This is a genomic window from Weizmannia sp. FSL K6-3076, from assembly GCF_038007245.1.
GTDB classification, from domain to species: Bacteria; Bacillota; Bacilli; order Bacillales; family Bacillaceae_C; genus Weizmannia; species Weizmannia faecalis.
Genome location: NZ_JBBOWU010000001.1, coordinates 3274576 through 3290897, shown reverse-complemented (window position 1 = coordinate 3290897; position 16322 = coordinate 3274576). Strand labels below are relative to the sequence as shown.

The window sequence follows — 16322 nt, the reverse complement described above, 5'->3', positions numbered from 1 at the left end:
GATAGAAAAGCGGGGAAGGAAGCCACCCCGCTTTTCATGATGCAAAATCCTCTTCAACGTCAGGGCCGATCCCCCGCATTTCAATGGTATCGGGTCCTGTTTTATTTTTAAAATGGATAGCGGCGGAAAACCTTTTTAGTAAAACCATCTTTAGGGCTGCAGACGACGGCGTTTTTTAACGGGCACCATCTTTCAAGTCGCAAAGCGCAACGGGAAACAGCCCCCTGTTAAAAAAATCCTGAACAAATCGTGTTACACAAATGCCCGTTTTGCCATACAATAGGGAAGAAACTGAACAAATCAAAATGGCAAATTTGGCGCACACCGGGTGTGTAAAATGTTAAAATAGGAATATCCTGTTCGTATGATGGAGGATGACAATGAAAAAGAAAATCTGTTTGCTTTACGGCGGGAAATCCGCTGAACACGAAGTATCCCTGCAAACCGCCAAAGCTGTAATACAGGCCTTGGATCACGAAAAATACGATATTTACCCCATCTTCATTACAACGGAAGGGGACTGGATAAAAGGGCCGCTTTTAACCGGACCTGTTGAAACCGTGAAACAGCTTGAGTTCCGTGACGGAAAGAAAATGGCCCCCAATGCGCTGTCAACCACTGTATCGGGTGAAAAAGGCGGCTATGACGTCATTTTTCCGCTGCTGCACGGGCCAAACGGGGAAGACGGCACCGTACAGGGCATGCTTGAACTGTTAAACCTGCCGTATGTCGGAAACGGCGTGCTTGCCTCTTCAGCCGGAATGGATAAAGTAATTATGAAAAACCTGTTTGCACAAGCCGGGCTCGACCAAGTGAAATATGTTTCTTTTATCCGGAGTGAATGGGAAAATGCGCCCGAAACCTGTTTTCAACAAGTGGAAGAAAAGACCGGCTACCCTTGTTTCGTCAAACCGGCGAATCTCGGTTCAAGCGTCGGGATCAGTAAGTGTAAAAACCGCACGGAGTTGGAAGCAGCATTTAAGGAAGCCTTTCAGTACGACCGGAAAATCATTGTCGAAGAAGGCGTCACGGCCAGGGAAATTGAACTTGGCGTGATTGGGAATGACGATCCGCAATGTTCCGTTGCCGGCGAAATTGTCGCGAAAAAAGATTTTTACGATTATAAAGCGAAATACGAAGACGGGGAAACGGCGTTAATCATTCCGGCCGATATTCCCGAAAAAGTGTATAAAAAATGTACCGAAGCTGCGATTACAGCATTTAAAGCACTCGACTGCTCGGGGCTGGTGCGTGCTGACTTTTTTGTGACAGAAGACGAACGGGTGATCATCAATGAAATCAATACGATGCCCGGATTTACACCGTTCAGCATGTTTCCGCTTCTGTGGAAAGAGGCAGGGCTGGATTACCCGCAGCTGATCGAAAAGCTGATTGAACTTGCCCTGGAGCGACATGCGGAAAAACAGCGGATTAAATATACTTTGTAACGGGGTTTGGAACCATTATTAATGGTTTCTGTTCTGAATTTTACTCGGACGAAATAGCTTTCCGAATCTCAGTTTGGAACCATTCTGAATGGTTCCCGTTCTGTTTTCAAGGAGGAAAAGAGCGAAAATGATCAGACGGACGATCCGGGAAATGACCGGAATGATCCATGTGGAAAACGGGGAACAACTGCAGCACAACGAAACGCTTGTACATGGCGTATGCATTGATTCGCGCAAAATCGAAAAAGGGAATCTGTATGTGCCGCTTACTGGCAGACATGCGGACGGCCATCAATATGTGGAAGACGCGTTCCGCAGAGGCGCAGCTGCATCCCTCTGGCAAAAAGATGTGCCAAACCCGCCGGCGAACGTGCCGCTTCTTATCGTGGAAGACACAGAGAAGAGCTTGCAAGAACTGTCAAAAAGCTACCGGAACGCCTTGCGGGCAAAAGTTGTCGGCATTACCGGCAGCAACGGCAAAACGACAACAAAAGATATGGTCGCCTCCGTCCTTTCCGAAAAATTTAAAGTGCAAAAAACGGAAGGCAATTTTAACAACCACCAGGGCGTTCCGTTAACGCTTTTGTCCCTTGATGAAGACACGGAAATCGCCGTAGTGGAAATGGGCATGAGTGCAAAAGGGGAAATTTCTTTCCTCACATCGATTGCCCGCCCGGATGTGGCCATTATTACAAATATCGGTGAGGCGCATATTCAAAATCTCGGTTCCCGTGAAGCGATTGCCGATGCAAAACTCGAAATTACAGAAGGCCTTCCGGAAAACGGGCTGCTGATCTATATGGGGGATGAACCGCTTTTGCAGGAACGGGTGCCAAACATTACCGGCATCCGAACAAAGACGTTTGGCAAAGGGCACGGAAATGATCTTTATCCGGTGGAATGGAAACAAGAGACAAGCGGCAGCGCGTTCCGGACAAATGCATCGGAAGATATCGATTTTTATCTGCCGGTCCTTGGTGAATACAATGTCATCAATTCGCTTGCCGCCATTCTTGCCGGCCGCGAGTTTGGCATGCCATTTGAGGAAATCCGCGCAGGGCTTGGGAAAACGAGGCTGAGCGAAATGCGGATGGAAATGGCGGACGGCATCAACGGTTCAAAAATTATCAACGATGCATATAATGCAAGCCCGACGTCGATGCGTGCGGCCATCCGGCTTGTGGAGCAGTTTGAAGGAACGGGCCGGAAAATCCTCGTGCTCGGGGATATGCTTGAACTGGGCGAAAAGGAAGCGGCGTTTCACAGGGAGGTTGGCTGCGACTTGAATCCCGAAAAAATTGATTTTGTTTTTACATATGGCAAGTTGGGCCGTTTGATTGCGGATGCTTGCGATTTTCCGGACAACCGTGTGTTTGCGTTTGAGGACAAGAAGAGGCTGATCGATATGTTGAAAGGAAAAATCGGAGCCGGCGATTTGGTTTTGGTCAAAGCCTCAAGAGGCATGCAGCTGGAAGAAGTGGTCAAGGCCATTACGGTTTCCTAAATAGATGATACGTGAAAGACAGCTGCCAGTTTTTTCCGGCGGCTGTCTTTCATTTTTGGCAAAGGATATTTTCCGGCAAGCTTTGTCATGTGGAATGGAGACTGGACGGGTTCAATGTAAGGGAAGCGGTCGGGAACTTGGCTATAGAGTGTGTCTATGTGAAGGAAGCTGGGGAAAATGAGCTTGTTCCTTAACATAGAACGAGTCCATGTTAAGGAAACGAGAGAAAATGAGATGCTTTCTTAACATAGAGGTGTCTACGTTAAGGAAGCGGAGGAAAATGAGCTTGTTTCTTAACATAGAGCGCGTCTACGTTAAGGAAGCGAGGGAAAATGAGATAGTTTCTTAACATGGAGCACGTCTACGTTAAGGAAGCGAGGGAAAATGAGGTGCTTCCTTCACATAGAGCGCGTCTACGTTAAGGAAGCGGAGGAAAATGGGCTTGTTTCTTAACTTAGAGCCCGTCTACGTTAAGGAAGCGGAGGAAAATGGGCTTGTTTCTTAACATAGAGCGCGTCTACGTTAAGGAAGCGAGGGAAAATGAGATAGTTTCTTAACATAGAGCGTGTCTACGTTAAGGAAGCGGAGGAAAATGAGATAGTTTCTTAACATAGAGCGCGTCTACGTTAAGGAAGCGAGGGAAAATGAGGTGCTTCCTTAACATAGAGCGTGTCTACGGATTAAGTCCGTATAATTGTGTAAAAAGAAGGAGTCATTTTATCAACTCTTGGCAACACTGTTTTCAACGACGATAAACAATGAAAAGAGGAGATAAAATGACTCACTTACAGTTTAACCTAAATTTGGATGTTTTAAAAGAAGCCATCATGACTTCCGATCTTGACGCGGTAATTAAATCAGCGGTTGTCCTCGTGTTAAACGAGTTTATGGAAAAGGAAAGGGATGACTATTTAAAAACGAGCCCTTATGAACGCGCTGTTGAACGCCGGGATTACCGGAACGGTTACTATGAACGCGAGCTGTTGATGAGCATCGGCAATGTTACATTAAAAGTTCCCCGGACACGTAATGGCGAATTCTCAACTACCTTATTTGAAAAGTATGCCAGATGTGACCAAGCTTTCGTCCTTTCAATGTTGGAGATGGTCATCAATGGCGTCTCTACCCGTAAGGTCACAAATGTCGTAGAACAGCTTTGCGGTAAGAATGTATCCAAGTCGTTTGTCTCTTCCCTTACGCAAAAACTGGATCCCATTGTGAATGCTTGGGCCGAGAGACCGTTGAATACAACCTACTACCCTTATGTGTTTGTGGACGCCATGTATATAAAAGTACGGGAGCACCATAAGGTCATATCAAAGGCTGTTTATATTGCGACTGCCATTACAGAGAAGAATACACGTGAAATACTGGGTTTAAGCGTTGACCATGCAGAAAGTTTGGAGAGTTGGAGTTCATTTTTTAAACAACTTAAATCACGTGGACTCCAATCACCAAAACTCGTTATTTCCGATGCTCACATGGGCCTTCAGAAAGCAATACAACGGGAATTCATTGGCACTGCTTGGCAAAGGTGCAATGTTCATTTTAAACGCAATATCATTGAAAAACTGCCCAAAAAAGATACTGCAGAAATCCGGGTGATGATTAAGCGCGTGTTTGAGGCCGTTACGATTGAGGACATACGCAAGTTTAAAGATGAATTAATAAACAAATTTGGTACAGAAGCAAGATTTGAAAAAGCCCTGGCCATTTTAGATGAAGGTTTTGAAGATACTATCCAATACATGAACTTTCCTGAGAATATCCGTATGCACATACGGAGTACTAATTCCCTCGAGCGGCTTAACCAAGAGGTTCGTAGAAGGGAAAGGGTCATTCGCATTTTTCCTAATACCCAATCTGCTTTTCGTTTGGTTGGTGCCGTTTTAATGCAGTATCAAGATACAGAATACTCGAAGAGGAAGTCACTTATGGGAAAGAATAGTTAGCAGCATTTTCAGCTTAACTTCCATCATGGATGATTTCATCTCCGGGAAGGGATGTCAAATTGAAAGGCATTTGACATCCCTTCCCGGAGATGAAGAAAAAAATCCATGGAAGTTAAGCCGAAAAAATGAAGGGGTGGTTGAAAACATTTGCCCATAAATTTACACAATAACCTGGACTTGACTCGTCTACGTTAAGGAAGCGAGGGAAAATGAGGTGCTTCCTTAACATAGAGCGCGTCTACGTTAAGGAAGCGGAGGAAAATGAGCTTGTTTCTTAACATAGAGCGCGTCCACATTAAGAAACCGAGCCAAAAAGGATCTCTTCCTTCACATAGACTACCTCTAAGTGAAGCAAGCGGGGGAAAAAGCCGGCCTTTCTTCACATAGGCCGCATCTACGTTAAGAAAGCGGTCAGAATTTCGTTCAAAAGTGATCGTAGGGAGGCGTCTGCGATAAGAAGCGGGACAAATTCCAGCCATATCTCCTGCGAAAGAAACGTGCCTAGACTTTCAGCCAAAAATCTACCAAACCAAAGAAACAGCAAAGAGCCCCTCATACGCAGGATAGAGGGCTCTTTGCATAAAAAAGCAACCGGGCAAAGCGGAGGCGTATGGCGGAGCAACCGCCGTACAAACACGCTCTTTGCATCCAAAGGCAATCGGGTGAACATAGCACAAAAATCTATTTTTCCAGATAATAAATTCCTGCTTCATACGGGCGGAACAGCGTGCTGGAGCGCGTATCTTCATAGTTTCCAAGCAGCAGTTTCCAGTTGCCATCCGGTTGATCAAAGCTTACCGTGTTTTCGCTTAAGTTGGCGGCAACGAGCAGCTTTTCCGATTCATTCTCCCTCGTGTATACGTACAAATGCGGATGGTCCGGCATCAGCAGCTCATACCGGCCGTTTGTAAACACATCATATGTATGCCGCAGCTTGATCAGAGATTGATAGTAATAAAAAATCGAATTCGAATCTTGAAGCGCTTTTGCTACGTTGATCTCCGGATAGCGGGCGTTCACTTTAAGCCACGGTTTTCCGGTTGTAAATCCGGCATTCGGACCACTGTCCCACTGCATCGGCGTCCGTGCATTGTCACGTCCTTTTTTTCGGACAGCTGTTAAAAATTCATCCTTCGTCATGATTTGATTTTCAAGCACGAGCTCTTGATAAGCATTCCGGATTTCAATATCATCATATTCTTCGAGTTCGAGCGCGGCATTCACCATCCCGATTTCTTCCCCTTGGTAAATAAAAGGGGTCCCTTTCAGCCCGTGCAAAATGGTGGCAAACGCTTTTGCACATTCCGCCCGGAACGTTGTATCATTGCCCCAGCGCGATACAACCCTCGCCTGGTCATGGTTTTCAAAATAGAGCGCATTCCAGCCGGTATCCGCGAGCGCATATTGCCAGCGGGAAAGGATTTGTTTCAATTCAATGAGGTCAAAAGGCTTCAAAGCCCATTTGCCGGCAGGGCTGCCTGGTTTCGTATCGACATCCATATGTTCAAAGTTAAAAATCATATTGAGTTCATGGCGGTCCGGTCCCGTATATTTCTTGGCGATTTCAACATCGGATCCAATGGCTTCCCCGACAGTCATGCAGTCGTATTTCGACAGCACTTCGCGGTTCATTTCCTGGATGAACGCATGGAGGCGCGGCCCGTTTGCATGATACTTGCCAATGCCGTATTTTTGCCCTTCCGGAAGTTCATAATCAGGAAAATCAAGGAACTTGGAAATCGAGCCGATCACATCCATGCGCCAGCCGTCCACCCCTTTATCCATCCAGAACTTCATCATATCGTAAATCTCTTTCCGCACTTTTTCGTTTTCCCAGTTTAAGTCGGGCTGTTTCTTTGAAAAATAGTGCAAATAGTATTGCCCGGTTGTTTCGTCGTACTCCCAGGCGGAACCGGAAAACATCGAACCCCAGTTGTTCGGAGGGGTGCCGTCCGGTTTCGGATCTTTCCAAAAATAAAAGTCGCGGTACGGATTATCCTTCGATTTCCGGCTTTCGACAAACCAGGCATGTTCATCGGAGGTATGGTTCACGACAAGATCCATCACGATTTTAATCCCGCGTGCATGGGCTTCGTAAAGCAGGCGGTCCATATCTTCATTTGCCCCGAACATCTTGTCGATCTTGCGGTAGTCACGGATGTCGTAGCCATTGTCATCCTGCGGCGAGTCGTACACCGGGCTGATCCAGATGCAGTCGATCCCGAGTGTTTTCAAATAGTCGAGCTTATCCATAATTCCCCGCAAATCGCCGATTCCGTCACCATTTGTATCATAAAAACTACGCGGGTAAATCTGGTAAACAACGGCTTTTTTCCACCATTCTGTCATGACAGCTCATACTCCTTCGTGTACGTATTTGTTAGATGGATGAATTCCCCATATAACTTCAATTCAAGCGGTTCGCCTTCCAGAAGGGAGATGGTGACTTCTTTTTTGTTCACTTTCACCTCAAGGAGGCGGTGCCGGTAATTGATTTTAAATGCGTATTCATCCCAGTCTTTCGGCAAAAACGGCGCAAACGACAATGTTTCATGGAAGGTGCGCATGCCGGCAAACCCGTGAACAATGGAGAGCCAGCTTCCGGTCATGGACGTGATGTGCAGCCCGTCTTCCGTATCATGGTTATAGTTGTCAAGATCAAGCCGGGACGTGCGCTTATACAGTTCGACCGCTTTGTCTTCTTTTCGAAGCTCAGCCGCTAGAATCGCATGGACGCACGGGGAGAGGCTCGATTCATGGACGGTGAGCGGTTCGTAAAATTCAAAATGGCGCCGCTTTTCTTCTATTGTAAACGCATCATTGAAGAAATAAAACCCTTGCAGTACGTCAGCCTGCTTAATATAACAGGAGCGCAGAATCCGGTCCCATGACCAGTGCTGATTGAGCGGCAGATCTTCTTTCGGGAGGCAGCTAACTGGTTTGATCGGTTTATCCAGGAAGCCGTCCTGTTGTAGAAAAATGCCCAGCTCTTCATCATACGGAAAATACATCCGGTCGATAATATCCTGCCAATGCGCGCGTTCTTCTTCCGTAATATTCAGCGCGGCTGCTTTTTCCGCACCGGTAAAATCAAGGGACGCAAGGGTATATTTAAGCGTCCAGACGGCAATCCGGTTTGTGTACCAGTTGTTGTTGACGTTGTTTTCATACTCGTTCGGGCCGGTGACGCCATGGATCATGTATTTTTTCTTTCGCTCGGAAAAATGGACACGGTCGGCGAAAAAGCGGCTGATCCCGACGAGGACGTCAATCCCGTACTGGCTGATGTAGTCTTTGTCGCCGGTGTAATTGACATAATTGTAAATGGCATAAGCAATGGCGCCGTTCCGGTGAATTTCTTCGAATGTGATTTCCCATTCGTTATGGCATTCGATCCCGGTAAAGGTGACCATCGGATATAAAGCGCCTTTCAGCCCGAGTTTTTTTGCGTTTTCATACGCTTCTGGAAGCTGATGGTAGCGGTAGAGCAGTAAATTTCTTGTGACTTCCGGCGTGGCAACGGCCAGATACATGGGTACGGCATAGGCTTCTGTATCCCAGTACGTCGCGCCGCCGTATTTTTCGCCGGTGAAACCTTTCGGGCCGATGTTTAAGCGCGGATCATCGCCGTAATAGGTCGAAAAAAGCTGGAATAGGTTAAAGCGGATCCCTTGCTGGGCTTCCGGATCGCCGGAAATGCGGACGTCTGCTTTCTCCCACCGTTTATGCCAGGCTGCTGCGTGCTCCTCGTACAGCTTTTCGTACCCGTTTTCCAAAGCCTGTTCAAGCAATTCGTAGGCGCGGGGGAGGAGCGCATCTTTTTCATAGTCCCGGCTTGTCGTGACAGAAACGATTTTATCCAGAAGGAGCGACTCGTTTTCGCCGAGCGTTTTTTCATATACGTGGCCGGCATAAAGCGTATCCGACTCACAGGAAGCAAGCGTTGCCTCCGTCAGATTGCCCATGGCGGCAGCTACGGTAAAACGGGGAACACCGAACGGGTTTTCAATTGTTTCCGTGACAACCGCGGCCTTGTCTTCCGTTGCTTCAGACTGGATTTCCGTCCAGAACATTTCATCATAATTGGCGTCTTCGTTTTTGACATTGCCGTCCAGGAAAGGTTTTAACGTGAGGACGGCCGGATTGCCAAGATTGGTGGCACGGATTCGGATCGCGGCAATTTCTTTATAGACAATGCTGAAAAAACGTTCAAATTCAATTTTGACTTTCTTGCCAGACTTTTCGACAAGATAGGAATGGCGCAAGACGGCATTTTTCATATCAAGTTCCAGTTGAAATTGTTCGAGCGGGTCCAGAAACAGGTCAATTTCCTCTTGATCAATCCAGACGCGCAACCCGACAAGATTGACTGCGTTAATGACCTTTCCGAAATAATCGGGATAGCCGACTTTCCACCAGCCCACCCTTGTTTTATCCGGGTACCAGACCCCTGCAATATACGTGCCCTGGTGATGGTCCCCGGAATAAGACTCCTCGAAATTCCCGCGCATTCCCATATAGCCGTTTCCTAAAGAAGTGATGCTTTCCTGAAGCCGAATATGTTCACGGTGGAGCTTCGTTGTTTTTAAAGTCCATTCATCTACATCGAAAAGCCGGTTATAATACATGAGAAATCCTCCTCGTCAGCATCTTGTATTTACATGTCGTCCGCCAGAAATTTTGTTTTTAAAAAAATCATCGCAATGAAAAGCACCATGCCCAGTGATTGGATCATCATCATTGTTGCAGCACCTGCGCCGGCAAAGCCTGCCAACATGGCAATAATGGACGGAACTCCTGCTGCAGATAGTGTAATGGTTGCAGCCTGTTTCAATGACCGGATGCCGGAAGAACTTGAAAAACGTGTCAGCCAAAGTATCAGGGACACTGCCCCCATTAAAAGTATATTGCTGAAAAGAAACAGGATTCCGATCAGGCATGAAACAAGCGGAATCAGGTTGACTTTATATTGCCGGAACCAGAGAGCGCCGGCAAAAGAAGCAAGGTCACGGCCGTTTTGGATCGTGATCTTCTCGTTTCCGGCCGGGTAGCGGACGGAAAAGCCAAAGCCGTTTTCATCAGCCAGAATGAGCCGGTCTTTCCGGAAAAGGAGCGCATTTTTGTAATGCGTGACTTTTGTATGGTAATGGCTTTCTGAAACGGCAGCGGTTTTGCCTGGGTCAAAGGAGATAATCGTATCTCCGTGCTCCTTTGTCCACGCGTTGCCGGATTGGAGCACGCCGTTTTGAAAGGAAAGGACGGCGTTCTGCCCGGTATACCCGGTTTGCACTGCTTCGTATAAATGCGGCGCCACTTGCTCTAAGCTGATATTTCCTGCCCGCGCAAAAGAGAGTGAAAGCGGGGCAATCAGGCAGGCGTTTAAAAAGAGAAAAATGAGAATCAGTTTCCAAACGCCAAGCGCGCCCCGATGCCGGAAAATTTTTACAGGTGAAACGATCATCGCAAAATAACCAGCAGGGAATCTTTGAATCTGTTCCATAAGCAATCCCACATTTCAATAAAGTATGCTATGTTTTTTTACAAGTTTTTTCCGCCCGGGCCGGCAGCTGTTAAAGCTGTCCATCCCGTTACGTACTTTATCCTTTTGTGCCGCCCGACGTCAGCCCGGATACAAAGTTTTTCTGTAGGAAGAAAAACAAAATACAGATTGGCAACGCGGCTAAAATGGCTCCGGCAGCAAAGAGCGTCACCTTTTGCTGGGTCGGGTTGGAAATAAATTGCTGGAGGCCGACCGCTACGGTTAAATGTTCCGGTGTCCGGAGCAAAAATTTGGCTAGCAAATAATCCCCGAACGGCCCCATAAATGCCCAGAGTGCCTGGACGGCAAGCATCGGTTTAACAAGCGGCAGCACAATTTGCCAAAATACGCGCAAATGGCCGGCCCCGTCAATTCTTGCCGATTCGTCCAAATCGCGTGGCACCGTATCGAAATAACCTTTCATCAGCCACGTATTCATCGGAATGCCGCCGCCAACATAAAGCAAGGTTAAAAACCAGTACGTATCGAGCGCGTTGAGGATATTCGCCAGGACATAAAATGCGGTCAATGCCGCCATTGTCGGAACCATTTGGATGATCAGGAAAAAGACAAGGCTGTACTTTCTTCCTTTAAAACGGTAGCGGCTGTAAGTGTAGCCGGCAAGCGTCACGATGACGACCTGTAAAACCATCGTTGCTACCGCGATGATAAGCGTGTTTTTATACCATTCCGGATACAGCGTCTGGGTAAACAGCTGGCGGAAATTGTCCAATGTCCAGTGGGAATGAAAATCCAGCTGGAAGGAAACGATATTGGACTCCCGGAAAGCAGACGACGCTGTAATGAGCAATGGGTACAGAATGATCACACTTAATAGGATTAAAAATGCATAGGTGAAAAACCGGTTCCAGAAACGGGTAAATTTTTGATTTTTCATTAACGCCTTCATCCTACATCATCTCCTCATTGCCGAAAGCGTTTGTCTTTTTAAAGGCGATCATCGAGACGGCAATTACAATAAATGAAATCATAAGGGTAATCGCCGCGGCCATCGCGTACTGCGGCGATGTCCCGGTCGTCAGTTTATAAATCCAGGAAATTAAAATATCGCTCGACCCGGCCCCCGCTCCGACACTGCCCGGCCCGCCGTTATTAAAGAGATAAATAATTGAGAAGTTATTAAAATTAAATGTGTACTGGGTGATCAGAACAGGCGCGGTGGCAAATAAAATCATCGGCAGGGTAATCCTGCGGAACTTTTGCCAGAAATTTGCGCCGTCAATGATGGCGGCTTCGTATAAATCGCCCGGGATCGACTGCAGAACGCCGGTGACCATCACATAAATATACGGGAAACCGAGCCATGTCTGGATCATGATCAAGGCCACTTTTGTCCAGAACGGATCCGTTTTCCACGAGATGGCCGGAATGTCGGTAAACAGAAGATGGTTGAGCAGCGGAATGACCTGGGCATTGATGGCACCGATACTGTCATTGAAAATGTTGGAAAAGCTCATAATGGTAATAAAGGCCGGCACCGCCCATGGCAGCAAAAAAATGATCCGAAACAGCTTTTTCCCTTTGATAAAAGGCTGGTTTACCACACAGGCTGTTAAAATGCCGAGCACAATCTGGCCGGTGGTCGCGCATAATGTCCAGATGATTGTCCAGCTGAGCACACTTGTAAACGTGGCCCGATACGAGCTAAGCGAAAAAATATTTAAGAAATTTTTGATCCCGACCCAGTCAATCAAGCGGAAAGGCGGAATATGATAAAAATCATAGTTTGTAAAAGCAGTGAACAGCGTCACAAGCACAGGAAAAATGATGACGAATGTCATGGCCACATAGGCCGGAATCGTCAGCAAATAAGGAAAGCCTGCATCCCATGCGTTTTTTAAAATGGCCTTGGTGGATGTGTTGGCTGTCCCCTTTAAGTTCCAGATGGCGGCAACACGCCGGGCATCATAAATATTCAGCAAATAAAAAGCTAGAAAAATTGCGATCAAAATGATTTGCAGGGAACCCTTGATCATCAGAAACAGCGAATGGTCAACCCGCGGGACAGAACCCAGCGTGATAAAATCGTTTATTGCCGGGATGCCTGCTACGATCATTTGGATGGCAAAAAGGATAAAAATAGCCAGAAAAAGGACGCCTTTAAAAGGCTGCTTGTTATAAAACTGGCCGAGCCCCGGGATCAGGGAGAAGAAGCCGGCTTTTCGGACATCCTTCAGTTTATTCGGTTCGGTTTCCATTTTGATTACCTCGTTTCTATATTGGTCTTTCCAAAAAATCCCGCTGGCAGATTTTCATGCTGCAGCTATAGAAAATGAGCGAAACATGGCTACTTTGTGCCTTTTGCAAATGGATGACTTGGTCTTACGTCCATGTGATACAGCGCTGCAGTTTTGCGGCAGGGACACCTTTTTGAAAATATTTCATTTTTTGTTGGCAGCAGATTTTTGTGGTCCGGATGCCAATCTTGAAAATACGCGCAGTTGACTTATGTTACTGGTGCTTTTTGCAACATGGACGCCAAACCTGGAAGTTTACACGGCTTTCAACCTGCTAACGGCCTAGCACCATATTTTGAAAACCAGGTGGAGCGTATCCCCACCTGGAAATGGATAAAGCGGATTATTTATTGGAATACTTTTGGGAAATATTGTCTTTGATCGTCTTCACCGCTGCATCGGCTGCCTGCTTTGGTGTTTTCTTGCCGCTCGCTGCGTCAAACATCGTCGATTCCATACCGGTCCAGACTTCTGCCATTTCCGGAACGTTCGGCATCGGCTGGTCGGATTTGTACTGTTCAACAACCGCTTTTGTCAGTTCATCATTTGTCGCAGCCGCTTTTTCGCGCGCAGTCGGGTTGGCAGGGATTTCTTTGTATTTTTCATAGAATTTGTAGCTGTTTGCGGAGTTGGTGACGTATTGAATCCATTTTTCCGCAAGTTTCGGTTCTTTCGTATAGTTGGAAGCAACCCATCCTTTTCCGCCGCCGAATGCTTCGTACTTGTGGCCGTTTGGAAGCGTCGGGATCGGGGCTACGCCGTAATTTACTTTTGCTTTCGCGTAGGTGTCCGCCGACCAAGGACCGTCAATGACGGCAGCCGCTTTGCCTTTTGAGAATTCTTCTGTTACAAAGTCGCCGGAGCTTTTTGTATCTTTCATTCCTTTTGGCCAAATATCTTTAAACCAGTGTGTGGCGTACGTAATGGCTTTTACGGAACCGGCATTGTTCAACCCGATATCTTTTGTGTTTGTGCCGTTATCGCCGAACACATAGCCACCGTCACCCGCGAGCAAGCCGTAAGAATAGTAGAAGTCCGTCCATTTAACAAGGAATCCTGTATTCTTTCCGGATTCGGATGAAAAATTATATTTGCTGTCTTTCGCCAATTTTTCAAGATCGGCAAATGTTTTTGGCGGGCTTTTCAACAAATCTTTGTTGTAATAAAGGACGAGCGTTTCAATGACGAACGGGACGCCGTAAACTTTGTTGTCGATCATGACTTGGCGCTGGTCTTTTGCATCATAGGCGCTAACATCTTTTTTGGACAGTTTAAGCAGATGCCCCTGCTGGCCGAGTCCGCCGATCCGGTCATAAGAAGCGAGCATCACATCTGGGGCTTTTCCTGCCGGGCCGTCCAAAGGCAGTGCTTCCAGCTGGTCAAACATCGGCTTTTTGACCACTTTTACAGTACAATTGTTTTTCTTTTCAAAATCGCCCTTAATACTGTTGACATAATCGGCATAAGATTCTTCCACGGAAACCGTGAGCGTCTCTTTGCCACCGCTGTCTTGAGAAGATCCGCTGTTTGTTTTTTTCGATCCCCCGCACGCGGCGAGCGCCATGATGACGCCCAAGACAAGCGTAAGCACGAACAGCTTCTTGAATACTTTCATTTCATGAACCTCCCTTTTTTGGTACAACTTTATTATAGAAGAGAGTGGAAAACGGTTACAATGTAAAATTTTCTGTTAACGGTAACAAAATGAAAAGCCCCCTGCCAATTATCCGGCAGGGGGGAGGGGTAGTTTGTGATTTTTAAAATCGCAATGGGAAGCGACGAATGGGTTTCAAGAACGCTACGGTCAGGGTCAGTTTGTGATTTCCAGAATCGCAAAGTCCATTGGCGGGAGGACAAGGGTTTTGCTTGAAACCGGTTTGTTTTCCCAAGCGTCTTTTACGGTGTCCGGTTTTACATCCAGCTCGCTCCACGGGATGGCCTGTTCTTGGTCCGACCGGTTAAAGGCAAACAGCAAGGTGCATTTTTCCCCTTTGCGCAGGAAGCTGACCACTTGTTTTTCGTTATCGGTTTTCAGCCAGACGAGATCGCCGTATGTCAAGGTTTGTTGATGGTCTTTCCGGAAGCGGATCAGCTTTTTCATAAATGCGAGCATGTCGCGGTCCTGCTTGTCTTCATCCCAGACCATGCATTTCCGGCAAAGCGGGTCACCTGCGCCGTCTATTCCGACCTCCGTGCCGTAATAAATGCACGGCGAACCGGTATGCGCGAACGTAAAGGCAAGGGCAAGCTTCACCTTTTGCTTGTCGCCGCCTGCCTTTGTCAAAATCCGCGGGGTGTCATGGCTGTCAAGCATATTAAACAAAACCTCGTTGTTGGACTGCATATAATGCATAAACTGCTGGTTGAGGCTGTGCATCAGTTTTTCAGCGGAAATTTTTTCATCCACAAAGTATTCAATTATCGTCTGCGTAAATGGATAATTCATGACCGAATGAAACTCATCGCCTAAAAGCCAAGGCCATGCATCATGCCAAATTTCGCCGAGAATAAAAACATCCGGTTTCTCGCTTACAACGGTCTGGTGGAACTTTTTCCAAAAAGCATGGTCGACTTCGTTGGCGACATCAAGGCGCCAGCCGTCAATGTCAAATTCACGGATCCAGTATGTCGCAATATCGAGCAAATGCTGTTGGACTTCGGGATTGGCCGTATTCAACTTCGGCATGCTTGTCGTAAAAGCAAACGTGTCAAATGAGAGCGTATCATGCCCGTCAATGTTCCCGTTTTCGCCTTCGCGGACCGGGAAAGAGTGGATATGGAACCAGTCTTTGTAGCGCGATTTCTCCCCGTTTTTCAGCACATCCTGCCACTGTTTTGAATTTTTCCCAATATGGTTGAACACCGCATCGAGCATAATCCGGATCCCGCGCTTGTGGGCTTCTTTCACCAGTTTGCGGAATGTTTCTTTATCGCCGAAATGCGGGTCAATCGTAAAATAGTCGAATGTATCGTATTTATGATTGGAAGGGGCTTCGAAAATCGGCGTCAAGTAAATCCCGTTAATGCCTAGATCGGTGAGATAATCGAGATGGCCGATGATCCCCTCCAGGTCGCCGCCGAAAAAGTCGTCCACGCCCGGGTCTTTGCTTCCCCACGGCAGGGCATTTTCCGGAGAAATGGCGGGATTGCCGTTTGCAAACCGTTCAGGGAAAATCTGGTACCAAATGGTGGACTTCACCCAGTCAGGCGCCTTGAACATATCGATTTCGTGCATAAACGGAAATTTAAAATAATAGTCAGGCACCCGCAGTGTATCTTCAATTGCCGGGTAAAAGCCGCGCCCGCCATAAAAAATGTTGCTGCCATCCGTGCCGGTAAGGATAAAGGCGTACTGCAGGCGGCGGTGCGGCGGACGGACTTCGGCAAACCAGACATCGTGCGCCTCTGTTTCAGCCTTTTTTTCCATTTCGAGGCGTTCAGATTCCCAGTGATATTCCCCGTCTTGCTTTTTTTTAAATAAATACGGGTCTCCCCAAATGAGGACGGCTTTCTGAATATCCCCTTTTTTCGTGCGCAGCTTCAGGTGCATCGTTTTTTTGTCATATACATATGCATCCGCGCTGAACGGCTGATGAAAAATTCCTGCGTGTTCCATCTTTT

General features: G+C 47.1%; 10 protein-coding genes. 3 read left to right on the top strand and 7 right to left on the bottom strand.

The genetic code is table 11. The features are described from left to right. Positions 1–380: 380 nt before the first annotated feature. From NSS95_RS15600 to NSS95_RS15590, 3 genes are all read left to right on the top strand, one after another. Complete coding sequence (locus NSS95_RS15600; RefSeq protein WP_017551147.1) at positions 381–1448, top strand: D-alanine--D-alanine ligase; 1068 nt, start codon at positions 381–383, stop codon at positions 1446–1448. A gap of 127 nt (positions 1449–1575) precedes the next feature. Next, on the top strand, positions 1576–2952 hold the full coding sequence (locus tag NSS95_RS15595; protein ID WP_017551146.1) for a UDP-N-acetylmuramoyl-tripeptide--D-alanyl-D-alanine ligase: 1377 nt from the start codon (positions 1576–1578) through the stop codon (positions 2950–2952). 776 nt (positions 2953–3728) lie between these two features. Continuing rightward, positions 3729–4904, top strand: coding sequence for an IS256 family transposase (locus tag NSS95_RS15590; protein WP_017551449.1), 1176 nt, complete (start codon positions 3729–3731; stop codon positions 4902–4904). A gap of 681 nt (positions 4905–5585) precedes the next feature. Here NSS95_RS15590 and NSS95_RS15585 read toward each other — a convergent pair. The 7 genes from NSS95_RS15585 to NSS95_RS15555 all read right to left on the bottom strand — a co-directional run bounded on the left by NSS95_RS15585 (position 5586) and on the right by NSS95_RS15555 (position 16317). Continuing rightward, positions 5586–7253, bottom strand: a complete 1668-nt coding sequence (locus NSS95_RS15585) for a glycoside hydrolase family 13 protein (protein ID WP_104851678.1) — start codon at positions 7251–7253, stop codon at positions 5586–5588. Continuing rightward, a complete protein-coding gene (locus tag NSS95_RS15580) occupies positions 7250–9532 on the bottom strand; it encodes a glycoside hydrolase family 65 protein (RefSeq protein WP_104851677.1) in 2283 nt (760 codons plus the stop codon). The genes NSS95_RS15585 and NSS95_RS15580 overlap by 4 nt, the downstream gene beginning before the upstream one ends. A 29-nt stretch (positions 9533–9561) precedes the next feature. Further along, on the bottom strand, positions 9562–10404 hold the full coding sequence (locus NSS95_RS15575) for a DUF1189 family protein (RefSeq protein ID WP_328229072.1): 843 nt from the start codon (positions 10402–10404) through the stop codon (positions 9562–9564). Positions 10405–10501: 97 nt separating this feature from the next. Then, a complete protein-coding gene (locus NSS95_RS15570) occupies positions 10502–11353 on the bottom strand; it encodes a sugar ABC transporter permease (RefSeq protein WP_061577677.1) in 852 nt (283 codons plus the stop codon). Between the two features lies 1 nt (position 11354). Further along, on the bottom strand, positions 11355–12662 hold the full coding sequence (locus tag NSS95_RS15565; RefSeq protein ID WP_014096795.1) for a carbohydrate ABC transporter permease: 1308 nt from the start codon (positions 12660–12662) through the stop codon (positions 11355–11357). 382 nt (positions 12663–13044) lie between these two features. Continuing rightward, complete coding sequence (locus NSS95_RS15560; RefSeq protein ID WP_328229071.1) at positions 13045–14316, bottom strand: extracellular solute-binding protein; 1272 nt, start codon at positions 14314–14316, stop codon at positions 13045–13047. A 195-nt stretch (positions 14317–14511) separates the two neighbouring features. Further along, positions 14512–16317 (bottom strand): alpha-glycosidase, encoded by a 1806-nt coding sequence (locus NSS95_RS15555; RefSeq protein ID WP_328229070.1) that lies wholly within the window; start codon positions 16315–16317, stop codon positions 14512–14514. Positions 16318–16322 lie beyond the last annotated feature (5 nt).

Bases quoted from the DNA above. Each gene is read 5' to 3' on its own strand.
- NSS95_RS15555 (WP_328229070.1), bottom strand. From the start codon at position 16,317: ATGGAACACGCAGGAATTTTTCATCAGCCGTTCAGCGCGGATGCATAT.
- NSS95_RS15595 (WP_017551146.1), top strand. From the start codon at position 1,576: ATGATCAGACGGACGATCCGGGAAATGACCGGAATGATCCATGTGGAA.
- NSS95_RS15570 (WP_061577677.1), bottom strand. From the start codon at position 11,353: ATGAAGGCGTTAATGAAAAATCAAAAATTTACCCGTTTCTGGAACCGG.
- NSS95_RS15575 (WP_328229072.1), bottom strand. From the start codon at position 10,404: ATGGAACAGATTCAAAGATTCCCTGCTGGTTATTTTGCGATGATCGTT.
- NSS95_RS15590 (WP_017551449.1), top strand. From the start codon at position 3,729: ATGACTCACTTACAGTTTAACCTAAATTTGGATGTTTTAAAAGAAGCC.
- NSS95_RS15565 (WP_014096795.1), bottom strand. From the start codon at position 12,662: ATGGAAACCGAACCGAATAAACTGAAGGATGTCCGAAAAGCCGGCTTC.
- NSS95_RS15580 (WP_104851677.1), bottom strand. From the start codon at position 9,532: ATGTATTATAACCGGCTTTTCGATGTAGATGAATGGACTTTAAAAACA.
- NSS95_RS15600 (WP_017551147.1), top strand. From the start codon at position 381: ATGAAAAAGAAAATCTGTTTGCTTTACGGCGGGAAATCCGCTGAACAC.
- NSS95_RS15560 (WP_328229071.1), bottom strand. From the start codon at position 14,316: ATGAAAGTATTCAAGAAGCTGTTCGTGCTTACGCTTGTCTTGGGCGTC.
- NSS95_RS15585 (WP_104851678.1), bottom strand. From the start codon at position 7,253: ATGACAGAATGGTGGAAAAAAGCCGTTGTTTACCAGATTTACCCGCGT.